The organism is Yoonia maritima (assembly GCF_002933395.1).
GTDB classification, from domain to species: domain Bacteria; phylum Pseudomonadota; class Alphaproteobacteria; order Rhodobacterales; family Rhodobacteraceae; genus Yoonia; species Yoonia maritima_A.
This window is the reverse complement of sequence record NZ_PKFN01000007.1, coordinates 789998-815317: the sequence shown is the minus strand read 5'-3', so window position 1 is coordinate 815317 and position 25320 is coordinate 789998. Positions and strand designations below refer to the sequence as shown.

26 protein-coding genes and 1 tRNA gene are annotated in these 25320 nt (G+C 52.9%); 13 read left to right on the top strand and 14 right to left on the bottom strand.

Features of this window, described 5'->3' with window-relative positions:
• Positions 1-2: 2 nt before the first annotated feature.
• Complete coding sequence (locus CYQ09_RS05535; protein WP_106744375.1) at positions 3-1094, top strand: ABC transporter ATP-binding protein; 1092 nt, start codon at positions 3-5, stop codon at positions 1092-1094.
• Positions 1095-1164: 70 nt separating this feature from the next.
• Here CYQ09_RS05535 and CYQ09_RS05530 read toward each other — a convergent pair whose 3' ends face one another.
• From CYQ09_RS05530 to CYQ09_RS05515, 4 genes are all read right to left on the bottom strand, one after another.
• Positions 1165-2232, bottom strand: coding sequence for a dihydropteroate synthase (locus tag CYQ09_RS05530; RefSeq protein WP_106355505.1), 1068 nt, complete (start codon positions 2230-2232; stop codon positions 1165-1167).
• Positions 2229-3164 carry a 5,10-methylenetetrahydrofolate reductase gene (locus tag CYQ09_RS05525; protein WP_106744609.1) on the bottom strand — a complete coding sequence of 312 codons (936 nt, stop codon included), beginning with the start codon at positions 3162-3164 and terminating at the stop codon, positions 2229-2231. The genes CYQ09_RS05530 and CYQ09_RS05525 overlap by 4 nt, the downstream gene beginning before the upstream one ends.
• A gap of 41 nt (positions 3165-3205) precedes the next feature.
• Positions 3206-3502, bottom strand: coding sequence for a virulence factor (locus CYQ09_RS05520; protein ID WP_106744374.1), 297 nt, complete (start codon positions 3500-3502; stop codon positions 3206-3208).
• 171 nt (positions 3503-3673) lie between these two features.
• Positions 3674-4843 (bottom strand): MFS transporter, encoded by a 1170-nt coding sequence (locus tag CYQ09_RS05515; protein WP_106744373.1) that lies wholly within the window; start codon positions 4841-4843, stop codon positions 3674-3676.
• 77 nt (positions 4844-4920) lie between these two features.
• On the opposite strand from CYQ09_RS05515, the gene CYQ09_RS05510 reads away from it, so the two are divergent.
• The 3 genes from CYQ09_RS05510 to CYQ09_RS05500 all read left to right on the top strand — a co-directional run bounded on the left by CYQ09_RS05510 (position 4921) and on the right by CYQ09_RS05500 (position 7844).
• Positions 4921-5892, top strand: coding sequence for a GlxA family transcriptional regulator (locus CYQ09_RS05510; RefSeq protein ID WP_106744372.1), 972 nt, complete (start codon positions 4921-4923; stop codon positions 5890-5892).
• 92 nt (positions 5893-5984) lie between these two features.
• Positions 5985-7097, top strand: a complete 1113-nt coding sequence (locus CYQ09_RS05505) for a Ppx/GppA phosphatase family protein (RefSeq protein WP_106744608.1) — start codon at positions 5985-5987, stop codon at positions 7095-7097.
• A 15-nt stretch (positions 7098-7112) separates the two neighbouring features.
• A complete protein-coding gene (locus CYQ09_RS05500) occupies positions 7113-7844 on the top strand; it encodes an RlmE family RNA methyltransferase (protein ID WP_106744371.1) in 732 nt (243 codons plus the stop codon).
• Between the two features lies 1 nt (position 7845).
• On the opposite strand, the gene CYQ09_RS05495 is transcribed toward CYQ09_RS05500, so the two are convergent.
• Positions 7846-8442, bottom strand: a complete 597-nt coding sequence (locus tag CYQ09_RS05495) for a sulfotransferase family 2 domain-containing protein (protein WP_106744370.1) — start codon at positions 8440-8442, stop codon at positions 7846-7848.
• A 192-nt stretch (positions 8443-8634) separates the two neighbouring features.
• Here CYQ09_RS05495 and recA point away from each other — a divergent pair, with 192 nt between their 5' ends.
• The 3 genes from recA (at position 8635) to CYQ09_RS05480 (ending at position 12812) form a co-directional block, all read left to right on the top strand.
• Positions 8635-9711 carry a recombinase RecA gene (gene recA, locus CYQ09_RS05490; protein WP_106744369.1) on the top strand — a complete coding sequence of 359 codons (1077 nt, stop codon included), beginning with the start codon at positions 8635-8637 and terminating at the stop codon, positions 9709-9711.
• A 159-nt stretch (positions 9712-9870) separates the two neighbouring features.
• Positions 9871-12528, top strand: coding sequence for an alanine--tRNA ligase (alaS, locus tag CYQ09_RS05485; protein WP_106744368.1), 2658 nt, complete (start codon positions 9871-9873; stop codon positions 12526-12528).
• Positions 12525-12812, top strand: coding sequence for a DUF1330 domain-containing protein (locus CYQ09_RS05480; protein WP_106744367.1), 288 nt, complete (start codon positions 12525-12527; stop codon positions 12810-12812). Before alaS ends, CYQ09_RS05480 begins: the two co-directional genes overlap by 4 nt.
• A 31-nt stretch (positions 12813-12843) precedes the next feature.
• Here the strand turns inward: CYQ09_RS05480 and CYQ09_RS05475 are convergent, their stop codons facing one another.
• The 3 genes from CYQ09_RS05475 to CYQ09_RS05465 form a co-directional block, all read right to left on the bottom strand.
• A complete protein-coding gene (locus CYQ09_RS05475; RefSeq protein WP_106744607.1) occupies positions 12844-13401 on the bottom strand; it encodes a VOC family protein in 558 nt (185 codons plus the stop codon).
• Between the two features lie 101 nt (positions 13402-13502).
• Complete coding sequence (typA, locus tag CYQ09_RS05470; protein ID WP_106744606.1) at positions 13503-15320, bottom strand: translational GTPase TypA; 1818 nt, start codon at positions 15318-15320, stop codon at positions 13503-13505.
• Positions 15321-15400: 80 nt separating this feature from the next.
• On the bottom strand, positions 15401-15736 hold the full coding sequence (locus tag CYQ09_RS05465; RefSeq protein ID WP_106744605.1) for a DMT family transporter: 336 nt from the start codon (positions 15734-15736) through the stop codon (positions 15401-15403).
• Positions 15737-15917: 181 nt separating this feature from the next.
• Here CYQ09_RS05465 and CYQ09_RS05460 point away from each other — a divergent pair, with 181 nt between their 5' ends.
• Positions 15918-16766 carry a transferrin-binding protein-like solute binding protein gene (locus CYQ09_RS05460; protein ID WP_106744366.1) on the top strand — a complete coding sequence of 283 codons (849 nt, stop codon included), beginning with the start codon at positions 15918-15920 and terminating at the stop codon, positions 16764-16766.
• Between the two features lie 2 nt (positions 16767-16768).
• On the opposite strand, the gene CYQ09_RS05455 is transcribed toward CYQ09_RS05460, so the two are convergent.
• The 3 genes from CYQ09_RS05455 to CYQ09_RS05445 form a co-directional block, all read right to left on the bottom strand.
• On the bottom strand, positions 16769-17380 hold the full coding sequence (locus CYQ09_RS05455) for a YitT family protein (protein WP_106744365.1): 612 nt from the start codon (positions 17378-17380) through the stop codon (positions 16769-16771).
• A gap of 88 nt (positions 17381-17468) precedes the next feature.
• Entirely contained in the window at positions 17469-18677 is a 1209-nt protein-coding gene (locus tag CYQ09_RS05450) for an NADP-dependent isocitrate dehydrogenase (RefSeq protein ID WP_106744364.1), read from the bottom strand.
• Between the two features lie 161 nt (positions 18678-18838).
• Positions 18839-18915, bottom strand: a tRNA-Ile gene (locus CYQ09_RS05445).
• Between the two features lie 315 nt (positions 18916-19230).
• Here CYQ09_RS05445 and purM point away from each other — a divergent pair.
• The 4 genes from purM (at position 19231) to CYQ09_RS05425 (ending at position 22574) form a co-directional block, all read left to right on the top strand.
• Complete coding sequence (purM, locus tag CYQ09_RS05440) at positions 19231-20271, top strand: phosphoribosylformylglycinamidine cyclo-ligase (RefSeq protein WP_106744363.1); 1041 nt, start codon at positions 19231-19233, stop codon at positions 20269-20271.
• Positions 20268-20864 (top strand): phosphoribosylglycinamide formyltransferase, encoded by a 597-nt coding sequence (purN, locus tag CYQ09_RS05435; RefSeq protein ID WP_106744362.1) that lies wholly within the window; start codon positions 20268-20270, stop codon positions 20862-20864. Before purM ends, purN begins: the two co-directional genes overlap by 4 nt.
• Before the next feature lie 86 nt (positions 20865-20950).
• On the top strand, positions 20951-22108 hold the full coding sequence (gene rnd / locus CYQ09_RS05430) for a ribonuclease D (RefSeq protein WP_106744361.1): 1158 nt from the start codon (positions 20951-20953) through the stop codon (positions 22106-22108).
• 58 nt (positions 22109-22166) lie between these two features.
• Complete coding sequence (locus CYQ09_RS05425; RefSeq protein WP_106744604.1) at positions 22167-22574, top strand: SufE family protein; 408 nt, start codon at positions 22167-22169, stop codon at positions 22572-22574.
• On the opposite strand, the gene CYQ09_RS05420 is transcribed toward CYQ09_RS05425, so the two are convergent.
• Genes CYQ09_RS05420 through CYQ09_RS05415 form a run of 3 tightly spaced genes read right to left on the bottom strand, consistent with a single transcriptional unit; the run spans position 22571 to position 24104 of the window.
• A complete protein-coding gene (locus tag CYQ09_RS05420; RefSeq protein WP_106744360.1) occupies positions 22571-23194 on the bottom strand; it encodes a DUF1638 domain-containing protein in 624 nt (207 codons plus the stop codon). The two genes, CYQ09_RS05425 and CYQ09_RS05420, sit on opposite strands and share 4 nt — an antisense overlap.
• Entirely contained in the window at positions 23191-23355 is a 165-nt protein-coding gene (locus CYQ09_RS18250) for a hypothetical protein (RefSeq protein WP_162617571.1), read from the bottom strand. Before CYQ09_RS18250 ends, CYQ09_RS05420 begins: the two co-directional genes overlap by 4 nt.
• 44 nt (positions 23356-23399) lie before the next feature.
• Positions 23400-24104, bottom strand: coding sequence for a corrinoid protein (locus tag CYQ09_RS05415; protein WP_106355467.1), 705 nt, complete (start codon positions 24102-24104; stop codon positions 23400-23402).
• Between the two features lie 133 nt (positions 24105-24237).
• Between CYQ09_RS05415 and CYQ09_RS05410 the strand changes: the two genes are divergently transcribed.
• Positions 24238-25320, top strand: coding sequence for a PA0069 family radical SAM protein (locus tag CYQ09_RS05410; protein WP_106744359.1), 1083 nt, complete (start codon positions 24238-24240; stop codon positions 25318-25320).

Here is a 25320-nt window from a genome sequence, read left to right as displayed (position 1 = left end):
ACATGGCTGATTTAAAACTGACGGATATCGCCAAGACATATGGTGGCACTGTCGAGGTGCTGAAGCACATCGACCTTGATATCAAAGAAGGTGAGCTGATCGTTTTTGTCGGCCCGTCGGGCTGCGGTAAATCGACATTGCTGCGGATGATTGCAGGTCTTGAAAAGATCACCAGCGGCACGCTTGAGATCGACGGACAAGTCGTCAATGACGTGCCCCCGGCGCAGCGTGGTATTGCGATGGTGTTCCAGTCCTACGCGCTTTATCCACATATGACAGTTCGAGAGAACATGTCGTTTGCATTAAAGTTGGCCAAGAAATCTGCGTCCGAGATCGAAGAGGCCGTGAATAAGGCCGCACAAATTCTTCAGCTAGAAGAATACTTGGATCGGTTGCCAAAGGCGCTGTCGGGTGGTCAACGTCAACGTGTTGCTATTGGCCGGTCGATTGTACGCGACCCAAAGGTCTATCTGTTTGATGAGCCGCTTTCCAACCTTGATGCGGCGTTGCGCGTCGCCACCCGGATCGAGATTGCGCAGCTCAAGGAATCGATGCCCGAAAGCACGATGATCTATGTCACACACGATCAGGTCGAAGCGATGACGCTTGCGACACGTATCGTTGTTCTCGCGAACAAGGGTATCGCGCAAGTTGGTACGCCGCTTGAGCTGTACGAGCGGCCAGAAAACGAATTTGTGGCGCAGTTTATCGGATCACCTTCGATGAACCTATTGGCCGGCGAAATCATTGAAACAGGCACGCAAACGGTCGTGACGCTTGATGGCGGTGGCACAGTGACATCTGCCGTGCCGACACGCGATAACGAAAAGGGCCTTAGGGTAAACGTTGGTGTTCGCCCCGAGGATATGTTGGCGACGACCGGCGATGATTACTTGTTTGAAGGCAAGGTGAACTTTACCGAAGCTTTGGGCGAGGTGACATTGCTATATTTTAACAAAGTGGGCGACAACGATGCCGTGATTGGTAAACTGCCAGGTGTCCATGCCGGGTTGCGCGGCCAGTCTGTTCGCATGAAGGCGGAGCCTGAAAAAGTTCAGGTGTTCCATAACGGTAAGTCGCTTTATTATCGTTAAAGAATCGTAAAAACAAAAAAGGACCGCTGAAAAGATCAGCGGTCCTTTTGCATTGCCGAATTCCAATTGATTATCCGCGACGGCGACGTCCGGTGCGCGCGCGACCTTCGCCGGCTTTCACAGGGGCGCGGTTGAACTTGATCCAGTCCGACCCTGATGGATCGTTGTCTGTCAGAAAGTTCGCTGCGCGGATGGCTTCCATTTCAGAGCCTGCCTTGGCTTTGGTTGATCCCATGCCAAACAGCGTTACAAACAATTCATCATCGATGTCTTCGGGCAAGATGATCCCGGCGGCGGCGATTTCTGCTTTCTTTTCCGCGATCTTTTTTGGACCGACGGGCAGGGCGATTGGGTTCATGATCGCAGAAGTCATACCAGCTTCCATTGCCATTGGCAGGAATGCGTTGTTCACGCCGTGACGGTTTGGCAATCCAAAACTGATGTTGGACGCGCCGCATGTTGTGTTCACGCCTAATTCTTCGCGCAAGCGACGAACCAATGTGAACACCTGCAAACCAGCCGTGGCCATTGCGCCAATTGGCATCACAAGTGGATCAACCACGATGTCATGCGCGGGGATGCCGAAATCAGCGGCGCGTTCGACGATCTTTTTTGCGACAGCAAAGCGCACGTCGGGATCCTCGGAAATGCCTGTGTCATCATTAGAGATCGCGACGACAGGCACGTTGTATTTCTTAACCAGTGGCAGCACGAGCTCCAGCCGTTCTTCTTCGCCAGTGACCGAGTTCAGCAGCGGGCGGCCCTCGGCGGCGGCAAGACCGTTTTCCAACGCGCCTGGAACAGAGCTGTCGATGCACAATGGTGTGTCGACAACGGCTTGAACGCGTTCGATCAGTTCTTTCATCAACGGTGGTTCAACAAAATTGTTATCGGCGTAACGCGGATCTTCGGCCATTTTGTTCGAAAACACAGCGCCAGAGTTTACATCAAGAATGTTGGCGCCAGCGGCGGCTTGTGCAATTGCGTCGGCTTCGACGCGGCTGAAATCGCCTTGTTCGAGTTCAGCAGCCAAAATTTTGCGTCCCGTTGGGTTAATCCGTTCCCCGATCACACAAAAGGGTTGGTCGAACCCGATGATGGCAGTCTTTGTTTTAGATTCGACAATCGTGCGGGTCATAAGATTTCCTTGGTTTTATTTGCGGGGACAGCTGCGCTGCCGCCGTTATCAATTGCCCAATTTGCATTCGTCTTAATCCCGCCCAGAGGGAAGAAATGCACATTGGTGATATTGAACTCTGGGTTTGCCGCTTTGTGCAGGGCGAGTTCGGTTAACACATCTGTTGGCTCATATGGCAAAAGAAGCTTTGTCACATCCATAGCGCGCTTTTGCAGAACCTTCAGCGAGGGGCCAACACCGCATGCAATCGCAAATTTAATCAAGGTTTGCAACTTAGCCGGACCCGCGATCCCAATATGTACGGGGATTGTGATACCCGCATCACGCAAGGCATCGGTCCATGCGATGATTGGCTTCGCTTCAAACGCGAATTGTGTCGCTAGCGCCATTTTGGCGTCAGTCGTTTCCGAGAAGCGTTGCTTCCAATGCAGTGCTTCCATGACGTTTTTGTCGCTGCCATCTTTGTCGATGTCGCGGTTACCTTCGGGGTGACCGGCTACGTGCAGGCGTTTGAAATCGCCGAACAGCCCCGTTTCCAGCAGCTGCATTGAGCTGTGAAAATCACCCTTGGGTTCCGCAACACCACCGGCCAGCAACAAGGCCTGATCGACATCTGCTTCGCCTTGGTAACGGGCAATCCAATCAGCAAGCATTGCTTTGTCTTGAATGATCCGTGCAGGGAAATGCGGCATGACCTTGTAGCCATCGCTAGCTAGACGCTTTGCAGTCGCAACCATATCTTCAATCGGTGTGCCGTCGATATGCGCGATGTAGACACGTGTGCCAGCGGGCAATAGGTCTTTGAAGTCGTCAACCTTCTCGGCTGTCCGCGGCATTACCTCGATCGAATAATCTTGCAAAAATGCTGCAATTTCGGGAGTTTCCCCTGAAATCGTGGCATCTTTGCGTTTTAAAAAGGGAAGCAGGGACATGGCGACCTCCGTAATGCGCGCTGGTATTTTGACCGGTGTCTTCAATTCCAGCCATCGTTTGCAATAAGCGTTTTTAGGCGCTCTTGATCATATTCGGTTTCAATGCGCGCGGCCTCTGCTGTGGCGGCTTCAATATCTGTACCGTCAACGGGATAGGGGGCGGCTTTGCGGAACCCAGCCAGATAATCGTCAGACTCAGCTGCGCCAGATTTCATCGCAGCGCGGTCAATCGCCTGTTCGAACCGTTCCGGCAGTGGCATTTTAGTGCCTTTTCGCCCACGGCCGACGATGACTTGGGCGGGCATATCGCGCCAGTAGACAATTGTGACGTCGGGCATGCGGTGATTCCCCTCATTGCTGTTACTTCGGTTCTAACATTCGATTTTTGTCCCCGACGTCGGTTTTCGACATCACGGACGCAATCAGCGACCGAGACGTGCTAACGTGGTAGGCCTGCGCGGGCTAGGGCTGCGCAGGCTCATAATCCTCATGTTCCAGATGTGTCTTATTCAGATAGCGCCGGTGGCACGATATTGATCTGTCACAAAGGCGACGATCCCAAACCCGACCAGCACAACCGCCAGCGTGGCCAGCATTGCCCAGCCAAGCACCGCAAAAACGACACCCGACGCGAGCGACGCAACTGCTGCACATATGGCTAAGATCATATCGTTTATACCTTGAACCAAGGGGCGGTCTTCGGGGCGCAGTGCGGTTTGCAGCATATAGGTGCCGCCAACAAAACCGAAATTCCATCCGACGCCAAGCGCGATCAAAGCTGCATGGAATTGAAACGGTGTTTGCCCCGTCAGCGGGATCACAGCGGCGACAAGCAGCAGTATTAGCCCGCTTATGGCGATCTGCGTGCTTCCATATTTTTGGATAAGCTTCCCGGTAATAAGGCCGGGCGCAAACATAGCGACAACATGCCAACTGATCACGGATGCGGCTTGGTCTTCATCTAAGCCGCATCCGACCATTGCGAGCGGGGTAGGTATCATCAAAAATATCATGATTGCATGTGCAAATGCAGCCACTGCAATGGCTGTCACAACCTGCGGGTTCTCACGTAAAACTGCGACCGTATTACCGGTTGCTCGCGTGGGTTTTGAAAAGTCGTGCGGAATACGTAATGCGGCCACCGGGATGATCCCCAGCGCACCTAGCGCGGCGATCCCGATATATGCGCCCGCAAAGGGAACTGGCGCTAGCAGATCCTTTAAGCCGCTAAACAGTTGTGGCCCCACCAAGGCGGCCACAAGGCCGGATGCAATCGTCACTGACATTGCTTGCGCCTTGTGTTGATCATCAACAACGTCTGCCGCAGCGAACCGAAAATAGTTCACGCAGATCAACCCGGCACCCAAAATGATGTGACTGATGCATAGCAGTGAAAAGCTTTGTTGTACCAGCGCATAAGCCCCCAGGGCGCCACCTGCAATCGTCAGGCACGCGGCGATCAGGAACCCAGCCCTGCGACCATACCTGCCCATAAGCAGCGAAATCGGCGTGGCGACTGCAACGCCGACAATCAATTGCACGGTTGGCGGGAATGTTGCCATCCATTTCACCGGCGCAAGATAACCACCAGCCAGAGCCCCTAATATAATCAACATTGGCATCGCAGCCCCAAGCAGGATATTCCCGCATAAAATCAGTGAGAAATTTCGATTAAACATCACCTATGTCCTTTGATTAGTTTCAATGAACATTATTGATTGCCCGTGTTGTCTAAAATGACATAGTATCTTCAATTATGGACAATACTGATCGACGCATTGATGTGCTTTTATATGACGGTGTGAATGCGGTTGACGTCACAGGGGCAGCGCAGGTTTTTAGCTCTGCGACTGATCTGGCTGACGCTCGGTATGCAATCCGCTATGTATCGATGGCCGGGGATCCAGTGCAAAGCAGTTGCGGCCTAAGGTTAATGGCCGATGCGGCGTTTGATATAGGTTCAGATGCCGATGACCTGATTGTTCCCGGCGGGCAGGGTGTTGATCGTGCCTTGGAGTGTACACCGATATTAGATTTGATTGCGGGGTGGCAAAGCCGCGATGGTCGCAGGGTTATCTCGGTGTGTTCGGGGGCTTTGTTGCTTGCGAAGGCTGGGTTGCTGAATGGGCGTGTTGCGACGACTCATTGGCGACGAACCAGCTGTGCGGTGTCGCAGTTCCCAGATGTGGATTGGCAGATTGATCGGCTTTATTGCTGCGATGGAACCGTGATGACCGCTGCCGGGGTAACGTCAGGTATTGATTTGGCCCTTGCCATTTTACGTAAAGATCATGGTGATGATACTGCATTGCAGGTGGCACGTGAAATGGTGGTCTATCTGCATAGGCCGGGTGGGCAGCACCAGTTTGCCGACGTCCTAACGGCGCAGTTCGCACAAACTGAAGACCTGCGTGTGTTGGTCGATGCTATGGTTGATAATCCTCAGCACGAATGGACTTTGGACCAGATGGCGGACGTTGCTTTTATGACGCCGCGCACGCTCACACGGCGGTTTGCAGCAGGATATGGGCTTTCGCCGGTGAAATTTTTGGAACGTATTCGCGTGAAATTGGCCGAAGCTGCATTGGGGGCCGGTGCGCCCGTTGCACATGCATGCACTGTGGCTGGCTTTCGCGATTTTCAACAAATGCAGCGTGCGTTTAAACGTCACAACAACACAACCGTTGGTGAATATCGCAAGCGATTTGGACCAAATACGCGGGCTTAGATCGGTTATCTGGTCACGAAGTTGAGACGGCCCTTGCGCCACGACGCCCAGAGGCCTAGCTTGGGGATAACTCGAAAATGGAGGGCGTGACTATGGCGCCCAAGCGTCCCAAAGGTGCGGGCGCGTTCCCAAAAGCGGTCGATACCCCCGCGCCAAAACGACCTGATCCTGAATCGCTTTATGCGGCGCTGGATTTGGGTACAAATAGCTGTCGTATGTTGATTGCCCAACCAAAGGGCAGCCAATTTCATGTTGTCGACAGCTTTTCAAAATCTGTGCAACTTGGCCATGGCCTTGAAAGCACAGGACGGTTGTCGCGTGCGTCGATGAACCGAACAATTTCTGCTCTGCGGATTTGCCGGGAAAAGTTAAAACGCCACGGCGTAAAGCACATGCGTCTTGTCGCGACCGAAGCCTGCCGGCGCGCGCATAATGGTAGCAATTTCATTGCGCAGGTGCGGCGCGAAACGGGGATGGAGCTTGAGATCATCAAGCCCGAAGAAGAAGCCCGGCTTGCCGTGATTTCCTGTGCGCCTTTGGTCAGCGTGAACACGGAACAACTGCTTGTCGTGGATATTGGCGGTGGTTCGACCGAGCTAGTTTGGATTGATCTTACCAATGTTCCCAAACGCGAACGGCCGCGCGCCATTATGCGGCTACATGCGGGTTTTAAATCTGATCCCGGTCCTTTTGCTGCGGCGAAAGTGGTCGACTGGATTTCTGTTCCGTTGGGTGTCGCGACGCTGCGCGATCAATTTGCTGATGTCGAAGATGACGCCGCACGGTTTGCACTGATGAGCTGGTTCTTTGAGGAAAACCTAGAAGAGTTTTCACCCTATGCTGCGGCCCAAGCCCGCGAAGGATTTCAGATTATCGGTACAAGTGGAACGGTAACAACCGTCGCGGCGAGCTATTTAGGGTTGAGGCGCTATGATCGGACCAAGGTCGATGGGTTGCGCATGACGTCTGACCAGATTGATACCGTCATCCGAGACTATCTGACGCTTGGTCCCGCCGGTCGACGTGCTGACCCGCGCATTGGCAAAGATCGCCAAGCACTGATCATGTCAGGGTCTGCAATTTTGCAGGCGTTGATGCGCCTTTGGCCGACAGATCGACTGTCTGTGGCGGACCGTGGTTTACGCGAAGGGCTACTTTATGCGCAAATGTCCGTAGATGGGGTCTTGGAAGACGCGCCGTTTTAAGCGATAGGCAAGAGTATGGCCAAGAAAACAACAAAGAACTCATCCGGACGCGGACAACGCGATCTGACCGTTAAGGTAAAGACAGCGAAAGGGCGCAAGCTTAGCTCGACCCTTTGGTTGCAGCGGCAATTGAACGATCCTTACGTAAAGCGTGCGCAGACAGATGGGTACCGCGGGCGGGCGGCCTATAAGATTTTGGAACTTGATGACAAGTTTCGGTTTCTCGTCCCCGGTGCGCGCATTGTTGATCTGGGTTGTGCGCCCGGTGGTTGGCTGCAAGTCGCTGTTAAACGTGCCAACACCTTGGGCGAACGCAAGAGCAAGGCGCAAGGCTATGTTCTTGGCGTTGACCTGCAAGAGGTTGATCCGATTGCGGGTGCCGAAATCCATCAGTTGGATTTCCTAGAAGACGATGCGGATCAAAAGGTTATGGGCTGGCTTGGCGGTACGGCTGATGTTGTGATGTCTGATATGGCGGCCTCTGCGTCAGGCCATAAGCAGACGGATCACCTGCGGATCATGACGCTGTGCGAAGCTGCCGCCTATTTTGCGTTCGACGTTCTGACTGAAGGCGGCACGTTCGTTGCCAAAGTTTTAGCTGGTGGGGCAGAAGGCGATTTGCAAAAACTGCTCAAGTCGCGATTTACCAAAGTTGCAAACGTAAAACCGCCTGCGTCGCGGTCTGACAGCTCTGAAAAATTCGTTGTGGCGACAGGTTTCAAAGGTCGGGTTCACGACGAAGTCTAAGCTAAGACTGCGCTTGTTCCCAAATCGCGAATTCTTCGCCGCGCTTTTCGTGCAATCTTTGTTTGATGTCCGGTGATAGCTGTAGATCAAGGACCGGAGATACGTTCCTAATCGGTAGATTGATTTCAACATCAAGGCGTCGTTCAAGGAATTGAACGGCTTTGTTGAGGGCCTCGTATCGAAATAGGTGATCTACACCAAGATTATCATCATTCAGGCGCACGAATTTATTTTGCGATCCGATTTTCGCAAATTCGGCTGGCTTACCTTTGCAATATTCGAGCACAAAGTCGTCAAAGCTAATGTTGGCAGTACTATTTTCGTGGCCCAAAAGCGCATCACGCGTGCGGTAGCGATACCAGCTTCCCAACCAATCAATAGGGTGTCGAATGATTGCCATTACCTCGGGGTTGTTGCCCTGCGACTGGTTAATCAAAGGCCGTAAGAATCGCTGATAACGACGCATGTTTACATGTTTGATTGACGGTGGATTCCGTAAAACCATAGACGCGCGCGGTGCAAGTGCGGCAGACAAAGCGGATGTTCCGGTCTTTGGAACGGCAAGGACAACAAGTTGTTCTTTGGCAAAAACAAGCATTTACGAGGTAATTCTCCATCAGGTTGGGGCGGAGCATAAGTCATCAACATAATTTTAACCACTATCGAGAAAGCTGTGGATAGGAAATTTTTAGTTGCAATGTTCTTCTTTTGGTCTCATTGGTAGGGGAACATAAAAAGAACAAAGCAGTGATTGCCGCCTTGGCGGGCGCGTGAAATAAGGACTGGAAACATGGCAACGGCAGAGCTCCTCAAAATGGCTGACAAGAAAACGGCAGATAAAGAAAAAGCGCTAGAAAGCGCGTTGGCGCAGATCGAACGGCAGTTCGGTAAGGGCTCTATTATGAAGCTCGGCGGTGACAACAAGATGGCCGACATCGAGGCGACATCGACAGGTTCGTTGGGGCTTGATATCGCGCTTGGTATCGGTGGATTGCCCAAAGGGCGCGTTATCGAAATCTATGGCCCTGAATCGTCGGGTAAAACGACGCTGACTTTGCACGCGATTGCAGAAGAGCAGAAAAAGGGCGGCGTTTGTGCCTTTGTGGATGCGGAACATGCGCTTGATCCGTCGTATGCAAAGAAACTTGGCGTAAACCTTGATGAACTGCTGATCTCGCAGCCTGACACGGGCGAGCAAGCGCTTGAAATCGTTGATACGCTGGTGCGCTCCGGTGCCGTTAGTATGGTCATCGTCGACTCGGTCGCTGCACTTACGCCAAAATCAGAGCTAGAAGGTGACATGGGCGATAGCAGCGTCGGCGTGCACGCCCGCCTGATGTCGCAGGCGATGCGTAAACTGACCGGTTCGATAAACCGGTCTGGTTGTATGGTTATCTTTATCAACCAAATCCGGATGAAAATTGGCGTTATGTTTGGCTCGCCTGAAACAACAACAGGTGGTAACGCGTTGAAATTCTACGCGTCTGTCCGTTTGGATATTCGTCGGATCGGTGCAATCAAAGACCGTGATGAGGTTGTGGGTAACGCGACGCGGGTTAAAGTTGTCAAAAACAAGGTCGCACCTCCGTTCAAGCAGGTTGAATTTGACATCATGTATGGCGAAGGCATTTCCAAGATGGGTGAATTGCTTGATCTTGGCGTGAAAGCGGGTGTCGTCGAAAAATCAGGCGCTTGGTTTAGCTATGGCGACGAACGTATCGGGCAGGGCCGTGAAAATTCTAAGACGTTCTTGCGTGAAAACTCGGCCATCGCGATTGAGATCGAAGATAAGATTCGTGCCGCGCACGGTCTAGATTTTGACACTCCAGTGGGCGGTCCTGGCGACGACGATCTTGTCGAGGTCTAGTTCCGCGCGATGAATTGGACCGAAGGCGTCGCGGTTGCGGCGCCTTTTTCGTTGCTGAACCCGTTTTATCTATAGCAAGAATTGCCTGCGTACTGTGGACAGTGGGCCGGTGCATCGCTATTTCTGCGCAGGACTATGACGCATTTATGAAAGTCTGCCATGACAAGCCTTGCTGACATCCGATCCACCTTCCTGAATTATTTTGGTAAGCAGGATCACGAAGTTGTGGCCTCTAGCCCGCTGGTGCCGCGCAACGACCCAACCTTGATGTTTACGAACTCGGGTATGGTGCAGTTTAAAAACTGTTTTACCGGTGTCGAAACCCGCGACTACACGCGTGCGACGACCAGCCAGAAATGTGTGCGTGCTGGTGGTAAGCACAACGATCTTGATAATGTCGGGATGACCGCGCGCCATCTGACATTTTTTGAGATGCTCGGTAACTTTAGCTTTGGCGACTATTTCAAAGAACAAGCCATCCCATACGCATGGGAAATGGTGACCAAAGAATTGGACATACCTGCGGAAAAGCTGTTGGTCACCGTATACCATACGGACGACGAAGCCGCTGACCTTTGGAAAAAGGTTGCTGGTTTGCCGGATGAGCGGATTATCCGCATCCCGACAGATGATAACTTTTGGCGGATGGGGCCAACTGGACCGTGCGGTCCTTGTACTGAAATCTTCTTTGATCACGGGGATCACATTTGGGGCGGCCCTCCCGGTTCGCCTGAGGAAGATGGCGACCGGTTTATCGAAATCTGGAACCTTGTTTTCATGCAAAACGAGCAGTTCGAAGATGGATCGATGAAGCCATTACCCAAGCAGTCGATTGACACTGGCATGGGGCTAGAGCGTATTTCGTCGCTGCTACAGGGCACCAACAACGTCTTTGAAACTGACCTGATGAAGGCGCTGGTCGAAGCATCTGCAAATGCAACGTCCACTGGCACCGACGAAAGCATTGTAACGCACCACCGCGTGATTGCAGACCACCTGCGTTCCACGTCATTCTTGATTGCCGAAGGCGTGCTGCCATCAAGCGAGGGCCGTGGTTATGTGCTGCGTCGCATTATGCGCCGCGCCATGCGTCATGCGCATTTGTTGGGTGCAAAGGACCCAGTCATGCACCAGTTGGTTCCTGCATTGGTTCAGCAGATGGGCGCGGCTTATCCTGAGCTTGGTCAGGGTCAGCATTTGATCGAAGAGACACTGCTTAACGAAGAAGTCCGCTTTAAGCAGACCTTGGATCGCGGTCTGAAATTGCTGGATGATGAGGTGTCAAACCTAGCCGAGGGCGCTGCGTTGCCCGGTAAAGCGGCCTTCAAACTATACGATACGTATGGTTTCCCGCTGGATTTGACACAGGACGCGCTGCGTGATCGTGGGCTCTCTGTTGACACAGATGGTTTTGACACTGCGATGGCCGAACAAAAGGCTTTGGCGGGTGGAGCATGGTCTGGCACGGGCGACGCCGCCGACAGCACGATTTGGTTCGATGTTGCGGACCAGCATGGCACAACTGATTTTCTGGGCTACGATATGACTTCGGCCGAAGGTCAGGTTGTTGCGCTGATTGCCAATGGTGCACTGGCCGATAGCGCCGATGGCGATGTGCAAATTGTGCTGAACCAATCTCCTTTCTATGCGGAATCGGGTGGTCAGGTTGGCGACGCTGGTCTGTTGACGACTGAAACAGGTACTGCGCAAATATCAGATACGAAAAAGGTCGAAGGTGTTTACATTCACTTTGCAAAAGTGACTAAGGGCACGATTAGTAAAGGGCAGGGTGCGACGTTGGTCGTCGATCCTGCGCGTCGTGATGCCATTCAGGCGAACCACTCTGCGACGCACCTGTTGAACGAAGCCCTGCGTGAAGTACTGGGTGATCATATTGCACAGCGCGGGTCATTGAATGCGCCTGATCGCCTTCGTTTTGACTTTAGCCACACCAAGGCATTGTCAGCGGCTGAGCTGGCGCAGGTGGAGCGCGATGTGAACGCGGTGATCCGACAAAACACAAAGGTTGAGACCCGTATCATGACACCGGACGATGCACGCGCGATGGGGGCGCAGGCGTTGTTTGGTGAAAAATATGGCGACGAAGTTCGCGTGGTATCTATGGGCCGTCAGGCCGGGTCTGGAAAAGGCACGTCGGGTGATACCTATTCGCTTGAGCTTTGCGGTGGTACGCACGTTACTCAGCTTGGTGAGATCGGGGCGTTTGTTGCGCTTGGCGATAGTGCATCAAGCTCTGGTGTGCGCCGGATCGAGGCGCTGACTGGTCAGGCGGCGCTTGATTATCTACGTGGGCAAGACGAACGGTTGATGGCTGCGGCAGCGGTTCTAAAGGCACCTGCATCAGAACTTGCAGACCGCGTCAGAGCCCTGATGGATGAGCGCAAGGCGCTTGCTAACGAAGTGGCGCAGCTACGTCGCGAGGTCGCGATGGGTGGCGGCGCGAAAGAGGCCGCACCATCAGAGGTTATCAACGGCGTCGCGTTCCAAGCGCAGGTCTTGCAAGGCGTAACGGGCAAGGATTTGCCCGCGCTGATCGACGAAATGAAAACGGCCATGGGCAGCGGTGCTGTTCTGTTGATCGCTGACACGGGCGGCAAGGCTGCCGTTGCTGTTGGCGTGACCGAAGATTTGGTGGGACGTGTTTCTGCTGTCGACATTTTGCGTGCTGTCACGCCGGAGCTTGGCGGCAAAGGTGGCGGTGGCCGTCCGGATATGGCCCAAGGTGGCGGTGCTTCTGCTGAAAACGCCGAAGCTGCAATCGCTGCCGGTAAATCTGTCTTGGAGGGACTGAAATGAGCGCACTTTGGATTGCCCACGTTACTGTAACGGATGACGCGGCTTACAAAAAATATGCGGAGCTAGCAGGCCCTGCAATCGCAGACCACGGCGGGACATTCATTGCCCGCGGTGGTCGCTATGTGCAACTGGAAGGCAAAGAGCGTCCGCGCAATGTTGTGGCGCGTTTTCCATCCGTTGATGAGGCGGTGGCCTGCTACCATTCAGATGCCTACCAAAAAGCGCTGGATCACGCCCGTGGCGCATCCGAGCGCGAGTTAGTCATCGTCGAAATTTCGGAATAATAAAAAGCGCGGTACTGACCGCGCTTTTTTATTACTGCGATAGGCTAGGGGCGCTGTCAGCGACGAGAGCTTCGATCGCATCTGCCAGATGCACTTTGTCGATGTGATCATCACCTGCAGCGACACGGATCAAATGCGCACGGTGTAGTACATCTGTGTGCGTATACCCCTGCGGCGGTTCAAAGCGGTAGCTGGCCAATTCAATCAGCATCCCACATGGATCGCGGAAATAGATACTGTCCATAAATCCCCGGTCCTTTGGGCCCGAGTTTGGGATTTTGCGTTCTTTTAGCCGATCAACGGCCTGATCAAAGCTGACCTTTGAAACCGCAAAGGCCAAATGATGTAGATAACCTTGGCTTTGGTCAACGATCTGGCGTTTGGGTGTCCGGTCTTCGGAAGTGAAAACGGTGATTAGCCTGCCGTCGCCGGGATCGAAATAAAGATGCCCTTGGTTCGGGTCGTCCAAATTGGGCTGTTCGAACACGAACGGCATACCCAGAACGCCCTCCCAAAAGTCGATGGTAGACTGCCGGTCAGCACCGGTAATGGTGATGTGATGCACACCTTGGCTTTGTAGCTTTTGCATGGTCGTCTCCTGCGGTTTGTGCACAAGATAGCGGAGATCGCGCAAAGAAAAAGGGCGGCCCATGCGGACCGCCCTGTGCAAAAATGCAGTGTTGCCGCGAATTAGGCGGAGCGTGACTGACGCTTGCGCTCGTGCGGGTCAAGGTAACGCTTACGCAGACGGATCGCGTTTGGCGTGACTTCGACCAGTTCATCGTCATCAATATAAGCGATGGCTTGTTCCAGTGACATGGTCACAGGCGTTGTCAAACGAACTGCTTCATCCGTGCCAGAGGCACGCACGTTGGTCAGTTTCTTACCTTTTAGTGGGTTCACTTCGAGGTCGTTTTCACGGCTGTGTTCACCGATGATCATACCTTGGTACACAGGTTCTTGTGCGCCGATGAACATCTTACCGCGATCTTCGAGGTTCCACAGGGCAAACGCAACAGAGGTACCGTTTTCCATGGAAATCAGAACACCTTGACGGCGGCCATCAATCTTACCTTTGTAAGGCGTTGTTCCGTGGAAGATACGGTTCAACACGCCCGAACCGCGCGTGTCGGTCAGGAATTCGCCGTGGTAACCGATAAGACCACGTGACGGCACATAGGCGATGATGCGGGTTTTACCAGCACCGGCGGGCTTCATCTCGATCAGCTCGCCCTTGCGTGGGCCGGTTAGCTTTTCAACGACAACACCTGTGTATTCGTCATCCACGTCGATGGTGACTTCTTCAACAGGTTCCATGCGCTGGCCGTCTTCTTCGGTAAAGATAACCTGAGGACGTGAGATGGATAGCTCAAAGCCTTCACGACGCATGTTTTCGATCAAAACACCCATCTGCAATTCGCCACGACCGGATACTTCGAACGCGTCACCACCCGGAGTGTCAGCGATTTTGATCGCAACGTTGACTTCGCATTCTTTTTCAAGACGGTTGCGGATCACACGTGATTGCACGTGTTTGCCGTCACGGCCAGCAAGCGGGCTGTCGTTGATGCCAAATGTCACAGTGATGGTTGGCGGGTCAATCGGCTGGGCAGGGATCGGCTCGTCGATGCTGACGTCACATAGTGTGTCAGCAACGGTTGCTTTGGTCATACCTGCGACGGTTACGATGTCGCCAGCTTCGGCAACGTCGATTGGCTGCTGCTGCAGACCACGGAACGCTAGGATTTTTGAAACGCGGAACTGTTCGATCTTTTCGCCAGTACGTGACAGGGCTTTGATTGTGTCACCAGCTTTCAACGTACCAGTTTCAACACGGCCTGTCAGAATACGGCCGATGAATGGGTCCGCAGACAATGTTGTCGCGAGCATTTTGAACGGTTCGTCTTTGTGCTCAATCTGCTTTGGCGTTGGGACGTGTTCGACGATTTTGTCGAACAGCGCGTCCAGGTTCTCGCGTGGGCCGTCCAATTCATTATCACACCAGCCAGAACGGCCAGACGCAAACATCGTAGGGAAATCAAGCTGATCGTCGTCTGCTTCAAGTGCAGCAAACAGGTCGAATACGGAATCAACAGCCTGATCAGGTTCACCGTCTGGTTTGTCGACTTTGTTCACAACTACGATTGGGCGCAGACCCAGCGCAAGCGCCTTGGAGGTCACGAATTTAGTCTGTGGCATCGGGCCTTCGGCCGCATCAACCAGCAGCACAACACCATCAACCATCGACAGGATGCGTTCAACTTCGCCACCAAAGTCGGCGTGGCCAGGGGTGTCAACGATGTTGATACGTGTGCCTTTCCATTCGACAGACGTACATTTCGCCAAAATCGTGATGCCGCGCTCGCGTTCGATGTCATTGCTGTCCATCGCCCGTTCTTGGGTGGCTTCGTTTTCCCGGTATACGCCGGATTGTTTTAGAAGTTCATCAACAAGAGTAGTCTTGCCGTGGTCAACGTGCGCGATGATCGCGATATTGCGGATATCCATAGGTTTGCCTTTTGGGTAAGTTGTCGCGCGGATACCGTGCAATTGCAGCAAAAGCTACCCCTTATTCGCAAGACCGGGCGTTAGTGTGCCGAAGTGTTTGAAAATAGATGTATGATTATGATGCCAATCAGGATCAGCGCAATGCCAATGACGGCGGGTAGGTCAAGCTTTTGGTCAAACACGGCATATCCGATACCTGCGATTAATACGATCCCGAGGCCGGACCACATGGCATATAGGATGCCCACCGGCATGACCTTGAGCGCCAGCGCAAGTAGGTAAAACGACGCTGCATATGACACAACCACCAATACAGATGGCCAAAATCGCGTAAACTGCGCGCTGGCTTGCAAGGCTGATGTGCCAATCGTTTCTGTGATGATTGCAAGGATAAGGTGAATATAATGTGCTGGCATATGTCTGGCGTAGCTGAGTTGGTCGTTGCTGTCATTAAGCAATACGGCGACTTTGCGCATAAAATGACGCTGCAGTTCGATCATCTATAGTGGTCGCATGGTTTACCGTTATAGTATTCTAAAATTAGAAACAGCGCTCGTACGGTTGTGCGGCTTTGAGACGAAAGAATAGGACCTCTGGATGAAGCTTCACTTTGCTAAACCATTGATGACCACGTTATTTTTAATGACAACCGCTTGTGGTGGCGGAGGCGGTAGCGGCGAAGATGAGGACCCCATTGTTCCCGGCGATGATCCTACCCCGGGTTCAAACGGGTTAGATTATGCCGTGTCGCAAAATCTTACAGATGCAGAAGGCAATGAAATGACATTGACGTCTGCATCATTTGAAAATGGTGCAGGGGCATCAGCACAATCAGGCAGTGTTACCCTAGATGCTGGTTTTTTGTCCGGAGGCGCATTGAGCGGTAGCGTTGATGTGTTGGGCGAGACCGTAGCGATTACGAATGGCACTGGCAATCTGGCGAATGGTCAAGATGTGACGCTCATTTACGAAGCGGGCCGTTCAGGCGATTATGTTGGCGCTGTTGAGCTGGTTGCGTTTGAAACGGGTGGCGCTGTTGCGGGCGAAACACATTACGTATTCGGATTTGAAACTGATCCGGCAGAAATCACCTCTGGTACGGCGACTTATTCTGGGGGCTTTCAGGCGTCAGGGCTGCTGAATGGAACGACAGAGGCGGAATACGAAGGGGACGCAACTTTCGACGTGAATTTCGCAGGCCGTGTTGAGGGTGCTTTGGACGGGCGCTTGAATGACACAACCGATGTTGATCTGACGCTTGGTCAGACGTCCTTTGGCGGGAATAGTTTTGAAGGTGATCTTTCGTGCGCAAGTGGTTGTTCTGGCGCGGCGGGTAGCGTTGGCGGCACGTTTTATGGTCCAGATGCCGAAGAACTGGGTGGGGTTCTTGCGCTTGAGTTCGGTAACTTTGAAGGTGCAGGAACGCTTATTCTAACCGTGGACTAACCCTAGCGTGCAACATAGCGGTCGGGCCGGTGATTGACGGCGATACTTAAGTTGATGATCACCGCGCCCAGCAGCGACCAAATGACCAAGTGAAATGGCAATATGAAAAACGCGGCGCTAAATAAAATTGCGTCGACAATCAGTTGAAAGTAGCCAGCGCGAAATCCTGTCGCGTCCTGTATGATCAGGCCCAACACACCAAACCCGCCCAGCGATCCGTTATGGCGAAACATCACGATCAGCCCGACACCCGTGACGCAGCCCGCCACTACTGCGCCGAGCCACGGTGTAATTGTTCCCATCTGCCAGCCCATTGGAAGCAGTTCGGTCACGACTGACAGAAGGGTTACTGACACAAGTGATTTTATAGTGAACGCAACGCCCAGTCGTAGGTATGCGAGAATATAAAACGGAATGTTAACCACGAAAAACACAGCGCCGAATGACCAGCCGGTCAGATAGCTAATAATCACCGCGAGTCCGGCAGTTTGGCCAGTGATTAGGCCAACGTGGGTTAAAACATGTAGGCCAATGCCGCATAGAAACACGCCGAGGGCAAGGCCCTGTGCGTCATCAATGCGGCTGTGTTTTGGTGGGGTGGGGGAATCAGTCATAGGGTGATCTTAGGTCAATAGTGTTGACCCTCACAATCCAATTCTGATGGTGTGCCGGAGACAGTCAAAACTGCCCCCGACACAAATATTACATAGCGGCGTTTAGGTTTTCGTCGATCTTTTCGAGGAAGCCTTCGGTCGTCAGCCAGCTTTGATCTGGGCCAACCAGCAGCGCCAAGTCTTTGGTCATGTGTCCGCTTTCGACGGTATCGACGATGACTTTTTCCAAAGTCGACGCAAAACCCATCAATTGCGCATTGTCGTCGAGTTTCGCGCGGTGCTTTAAACCACCTGTCCAGGCAAAGATCGACGCGATAGAGTTCGTCGAAGTCGCTTGGCCAGCTTGGTGTTGGCGGTAGTGACGTGTCACTGTCCCATGTGCGGCTTCGGCTTCGACGATTTTCCCATCCGGGGTCATCAATTGTGATGTCATCAGGCCAAGTGAACCAAAGCCTTGCGCAACAGTGTCAGACTGCACATCGCCGTCATAGTTCTTGCATGCCCAGACGAATTTACCTGACCATTTCATCGCAGAAGCAACCATATCGTCGATCAAACGGTGCTCGTACCAGATACCCGCTTCTTTGAACTTGTCTGCAAATTCTTCTTCATAGACCTTTTGGAATAGGTCCTTAAAGCGGCCGTCATAGGCTTTTAGGATGGTGTTCTTGGTGGATAGATACACAGGCCACCCAACGTTTAGGCCGTAATTGAACGATGCGCGTGCAAAGTCGATGATTGACTGATCAAGGTTGTACATACCCATTGCGACACCAGCAGAAGGGGCGTCATAGACCTCTTTTTCGATCACAGTGCCGTCTTCGCCAACGAACTTCATTGTCAGCTTACCAGGGCCGGGCATCAGGAAATCTGTCGCTTTGTATTGGTCACCAAACGCATGACGGCCAATAACAATCGGGTCAGTCCAGCCAGGAACAAGGCGCGGGACGTTTTTACAGATGATCGGCGCACGGAAAACAACGCCACCAAGGATGTTGCGGATCGTACCGTTCGGGCTACGCCACATTTGTTTGAGGCCGAATTCTTCAACGCGTGCTTCGTCAGGTGTGATGGTCGCACATTTTACGCCAACGCCGTATTTCTTAATTGCTTCGGCCGCATCAATCGTGATTTGGTCGTTGGTCTCGTCACGAACCTCCATCCCAAGATCGTAATACTTTAAATCGAGGTCCAGATAAGGCAGGATCAGCTTTTTCTTGATGAAATCCCAAATGATACGAGTCATTTCATCGCCGTCTAATTCGACGATCGGGTTTTCTACCTTGATCTTAGTCATGTGTCTCTCCGTATAAGGATGGATTCTGTTTATCCCATAACGCATAATTATGGCCGCAGGAAGGCTGTATACATTGGTATACCTAATATTTTTAAGGCGATTTATACCCAAAGCGGCGTGCTGATATATTAGGCGAATTGGAATCACGGTGGGGTATAAGGTGGTAGGCCCGGCAGGACTTGAACCCGCAACCAAAGCGTTATGAGCGCTCTGCTCTAACCAGTTGAGCTACAGGCCCCCCGTGGCGCATGAAGTAACAGAACATGCAGAGGCGTCAAGCAGCAGTTACGCAATCTTTTCAATCTATAGGGAAGCGCGTGCTTTCAGATAAACGGCGGGAACTATTTGGTTTGAACCGTCAGTTTCCGCCGTTTCGTTTGTCTAGAGATACCATTGAAGTTGAGGAGGGCTTCGGTCTCTGGCAATGAATACGAGTGAAAGGGTTAATAAACCGTATGTGAAACGCATTTTATTGTGGTTTCAGCGCGCGAGTGCGTTGCGCAATCGCGGGGGTTCGGCTATCGCAGCTTCAACGTAAAGATGGGGTGTCACAATGACCAAAAACGGCCTGACCTACGCAGATGCTGGGGTAGATATCGATGCTGGCAATTCGCTGGTAGAGCGCATCAAACCAGCAGCAAAGCGCACGGCCCGTCCGGGTGTGATGGCCGGACTTGGCGGTTTTGGTGCTTTGTTTGATCTAAAAGGTGCGGGTTACACCGACCCCGTTCTGGTGGCCGCCACTGACGGCGTTGGCACCAAGCTGCGTATCGCGATTGACACAGGCAACGTTGATACCATCGGGATCGATCTGGTCGCGATGTGTGTGAATGATCTGGTGTGTCAGGGTGCAGAGCCACTGTTTTTCCTTGATTACTTTGCGACTGGTAAGCTCGAACTAGACGAGGCGACCCGCATTATCGAAGGTATCGCTGCTGGATGTGAAGCATCAGGTTGTGCGTTGATCGGCGGCGAAACTGCTGAAATGCCCGGCATGTATCACGAAGGTGATTTCGATCTGGCTGGTTTCGCTGTTGGTGCGATGGAACGTGGCGCTGAATTGCCAGCCGGTGTTTCCGAAGGCGACGTGCTGTTGGGGCTCGCATCTGATGGTGTGCACTCAAACGGTTATTCGCTGGTGCGCCGTGTTGTTGAGCTTTCTGGTTTGGCCTGGGCCGACGATGCGCCATTTGCTGATGGCGCATTGGGTGAGGCGCTGCTGGCGCCAACGCGTCTGTATGTAAAACAAGCACTTGCTGCAGTACGGGCAGGGGGCGTGCATGCGCTGGCCCATATCACTGGTGGTGGGCTGACTGAGAACCTGCCGCGTGTTCTGCCTGAAGGCTTGGGCGCGCAGATTGATCTGGGTTCATGGGAGCTTCCTCCGGTCTTCCGTTGGCTCGCTGAAACCGGCGGCATGGCCGAAGCAGAGCTGTTGAAAACGTTCAACGCGGGCATCGGCATGGTTCTGGCCGTGGATGCTGCAGAAGCTGAGGCATTGACTGTCTTGCTGGCCGAGGCCGGCGAAACTGTGCATCACCTTGGTACAGTGACCAAAGGCGAAGGCGTTTCCTATTCGGGTGCTCTTTTGTGACTAAACGCGTTGCGATCCTGATTTCAGGCGGTGGTTCTAATATGGTGTCGCTGGTCAATTCCATGACCGGCGATCATCCGGCGCGGCCCGTTCTGGTGCTTTCAAACGATCCAAATGCTGGTGGTCTTGCCAAAGCGCGTGCATTGAATGTGCCAACCTTTGCTGTCGATCACAAACCGTATGGCAAAGATCGCGCCGCGTTTGAGACCGCTTTGCAAAAGGCCTTAGAGATCGCAAAGCCTGACATTATTTGTCTTGCAGGGTTTATGCGTATTTTGACGCCAGAATTTACGCGCAACTGGGAAGGACGGATGTTGAACATCCACCCGTCACTGCTGCCGAAATACAAAGGTCTGCACACACATGCCCGCGCGTTAGAGGCAGGCGATACGGAACACGGCTGCAGCGTGCATGAAGTCACCGCGGAATTGGATGGTGGTCCGATTTTAGGGCAGGCGAAAATAGCGATCACCGCTGATGATACTGCCGAAACGTTGGCCGCCCGTTTGTTACCTTTTGAACACCAAATATACCCGCAAGTGTTGCAACGTTACGCTGCTGGGGACCGCACGCCGGTAATGATTAACGGCTAATGCACAGCCGACCTTTTCATTTTTGGGTCAATCGCTTATCAAACGTCACCACTGTGGCCTAGTATTGAACGATTGACGGACGACCTATGAAAAAGATCACTACGACCGAAGCTTTGGCAGACTTTTGTAAAGAGGCGGCAAAGCGGCCATATGTAACCGTAGACACTGAGTTTTTACGCGAGCGGACGTATTATTCTAAACTATGTCTCGTGCAGTTGGCCTATCAGGATGAAAATGGCGAAGATGCTGTTCTGGTTGACCCACTTGCTGATGGTCTGTCGCTAGAACCACTATATGATCTTTACCGTGACGTTGGGGTGGTCAAAGTATTCCATGCTGCCCGCCAAGATCTTGAGATTTTCTTTGTTGATGCAGGCGTTATCCCTGAACCGCTGTTTGACACGCAGGTCGCCGCAATGGTCTGTGGGTTTGGCGAACAAGTGGGCTATGAGACTTTGGTGCGCAAGATCGCAAAGTCGGATTTGGACAAATCGTCACGCTTTACTGATTGGTCGCGCCGCCCGTTGACAGATGCACAGGCCAAATATGCCTTGGCTGATGTGACACACTTGCGCGATATCTATGAGTTTCTATCGGCCCAGTTGGACAAATCGGGGCGCAAGAAATGGGTCGCCGAAGAAATGGCAGTTCTTAAGGATCCAGCGACGTATCAGGCCGACCCTGATGCTGCTTGGAAGCGTGTGAAAACCCGTACGCAGTCAGGTCGTTTTCTTGCAATCGTCCGTGAATTGGCTCGCTTTCGCGAAATTTACGCTCAAGAGCGCAACATCCCACGTAGCCGTGTGTATAAAGATGATGCCTTGGTCGAATTGGCGTCAACCAAACCACAAAATGAAGCAGATTTAGGCCGTTCGCGCCTGCTGCTGCGCGAGGCGCGCAGAGGCGATATTGCTCAGGGTATTCTGAAAGCTGTCCAAGATGGGGTGAACGTCAAACCCGAAGACATGCCAACTGTCGTAAATCCACGGGCGAAACTGCAAGTGAACCCTGCTTTGGCCGACATGTTGCGTGTTCTTCTGAAGGCGAAGACAGATCAGGAAGGCGTCGCGCAAAAGCTTGTCGCGACATCTGCTGATTTGGATGCTTTAGCGGGTGGTGAACGCGATGTTCCTGCACTTAAAGGATGGCGCCGCGAAGTGTTCGGTCATGAAGCTCTTCGTATGTGTGATGGGCTTGTTGGTCTGGCTGTAAAGGGACAGAAAGTCGTCACCGTCACGCTTTGATCTGGACCAGCGGGGGCCGGGCCCCTACATGGGTGACAGGCACGCAAAAGGTACTGCAATGGCAAACCCCGACTTTGAAGAACTTGTTGAAACCTTCGAATTTCTTGACGATTGGGAAGATCGCTATCGTCATGTGATTGACATGGGCAAAGCGATGGAGCCGCTTGAGGATGCATTGCGCGTTCCAGCGACCAAGGTGGACGGTTGCGCGAGTCAAGTTTGGCTTGTTCCGCAGATCAAAGATGATGTGTTTACCTTTCGCGGTGCAAGTGATGCGATGATCGTGCAGGGGCTGATTGCGATACTGCTGACGCTTTATAACGACCAACCAGTGGCAGACATTGCGCGCATTGATGCGCCAGCGGAATTGGCACGGCTTGGGTTGAACGACCACTTGTCAGCGCAGCGTTCGAATGGATTGCGTGCCATGGTTGAACGCATACGGGAAACCGCAGCGGCTGCCTAGGCAGATCGTAACGCGGCAGTCAGATCGCCGTAACCTGTAAATCTATATTCGAACTGAAGCCCCAAGCGATCAGCGCATGCGCGTGCTCTTTCTATCAGTTCTGGGTTTTTTGTTTGCCCCTGATAGACCAGCTTTTCGTAATTGCCAAAGTACATGTCGCGCAGCTCTGGGTGCTTGTCTAGGCCAAGTGGCTCCCAGACGAAGGCATCGAATTGGCGCACCAAAAAATCAGTGAGATAGAATGATGTGACTTCATCAAGCGCATCAAATGCCGCGTTGCCTTCAAAAAATGAATAGCAGTGGGGGCCAGCGATCATCTTGACGCCCAATTCAGAACAGGCGGCTTCCAATGCGCCGCCAGTGCCACAGTCAGCATAGACAACAAATATGCGGTCGTAATCCGAACGATGTTTTTCAACAGCGGCGCGGACAGCGGGAACAATTTTCTCGGGTCTGGCGTGATAGATGGCCGGCAGGCACTGCAGGTCCAGATGATCCCAGCCATTACCTGAACGCAGCGCGATAATCTCGCGGGCCAATGCACCGCAGGCGATTAGCAGAACCTGCCCACGCCCATCGGGCGCCAGTCCGTCACGGGTAAGGGTCGCGTCGCTGGTCATTGGTTTCTGGCGATGATGAAACGTGCACATAATGCGACGCTGATAATGACAAAGACGCTGACAGCACCAAAGGTCGCGCCAAAGGCGGTCGCGAGCCAAATTGTGAACGCGGCAAATGCGATGACGCAAAGCAAAAGCAAAGCAAAAGTCGTGCGCGGCATCTTAAGTCCTTATTCTTTCGAACGGATGCCGCGACCGAGTTGGGTTAGGCCGAGGCACCCTGATTATGTTTACGGGCAACAAGCGCTTTGGCCGTTTCAACGGCAACAGCCGCATCACGGCAATATGCGTCTGCGCCAATGGCTTTGCCGAACTCTTCGTTCAAGGGCGCACCACCAACAAGAACGATATAATCATCGCGCATGCCTTTTTCGACCATCGTGTCGATCACAACCTTCATATATGGCATTGTGGTCGTCAGTAGGGCGGACATCCCCAAGATATCAGCATCTTCGGCTTCGATGGCTTCGATATAGGCTTCGACGGCGTTGTTGATGCCAAGGTCGGTGACTTCGAAACCTGCGCCTTCCATCATCATCGCAACAAGGTTTTTGCCGATGTCGTGGATGTCGCCTTTGACCGTGCCAATGACCATTTTGCCCATGCGCGGCGCGCCAGTTGCAATCAGCAACGGTTTCAAGATGGACATGCCACCTTTCATCGCATTCGCTGCAAGTAGAACTTCGGGAACGAACAAGATGCCATCGCGGAAGTCATGGCCAACAATCGTCATGCCGCCAACCAAGGCTTCGGTCAGAACCTTATATGGGGCCCAGCCACGTTCGATCAGGATGTTCACACCCTCTTCGATCTCTTCTTTCATACCATCGTAAAGGTCGTCAAACATCTGTGCGACGAGATCCTCGTCATTCAGTTCGGACAGGATGATGTCATCTTCTTCGTCGGACATTTGGCACCTCTATTGCATTTCGTCCTTACGTAATGCGCCTTTATTGATTTGACCAGCCAGTGATTTGCGACATTCAAAAATTCAAGACCGACCAGCACTTGCTGATGTTCGTTATTTGTTCTAATTTGGCGGAATGAACAATGACCTAACCCAGCGACATAATCGGACGCCCGGTAGGGCAGCAGCGTCCAATCCTGACGTGCGTTATGACCGTTATACAACGCGGGCGGTGGATGATGGGTGGTATCAAGACGATGAGTTGCCTGTTCTACGGACAGAGGTAAGCGATGAAACAGCGCGCAAGGTCATCACGCGCAATACGTCGCCTGACTTATCATTCGACAGGTCAATCAATCCTTACCGGGGGTGCGAACATGGCTGCATCTATTGCTTTGCGCGGCCTAGCCATGCGTTTCTTGGGCTGTCACCGGGGCTTGATTTCGAAACGAAACTGATTGCGCGTCCCAATGCGGCCGAACAATTGCGCAAAGAGCTATCAAGCCCGCGATATGTCCCGGCAACGATCGCGATTGGGACAAATACCGATCCGTATCAACCCATCGAAAAAACGCGCGGCATTATGCGCGAGGTGTTAAGCGTCTTGTCGGATTTTAATCATCCCGTTGCGATTGTCACAAAGGGCACGTTAATTGAACGTGACATTGATATTCTAGCGCCGATGGCGGCGAAGGGGCTGCTGCGTGTCGGGGTTTCAGTGACCACGCTTGATCCCAAAACATCGCGGGCAATGGAACCGCGTGTACCGTCACCCGCTGCGCGCCTGCGCACGATATCAAGGTTAACCGAGGCTGGGGTGCCGATACGTGCAATGGTTTCACCCGTGGTTCCCGCGCTTACCGATCATGAGCTAGAGGCAATCCTAGAGGCCTGCGCAAAGGCTGGTGCCGTTGCGGCCTCTTCAATTGTGCTGCGGCTTCCCCGAGAGGTCGCTGGCCTGTTTCAGGATTGGCTACGTGATCAATACCCTGATCGGGCGGATCGCGTGATGGGCCGCGTGCGCGAATTGCACGGCGGAAAAGAATACGATCCAGACTTTGGAAAACGCATGACCGGGCAGGGGGAATGGGCTGTGATGATCAAGCAGCGGTTTAAGCTCGCGACGCGTAAGCTGGGGCTTGATCGGTCATTGCCCGCTTTGCGGACTGATCTATTCGCGCGGCCCCCACAGAGCGGGGACCAGCTTTCGCTTCTTTAA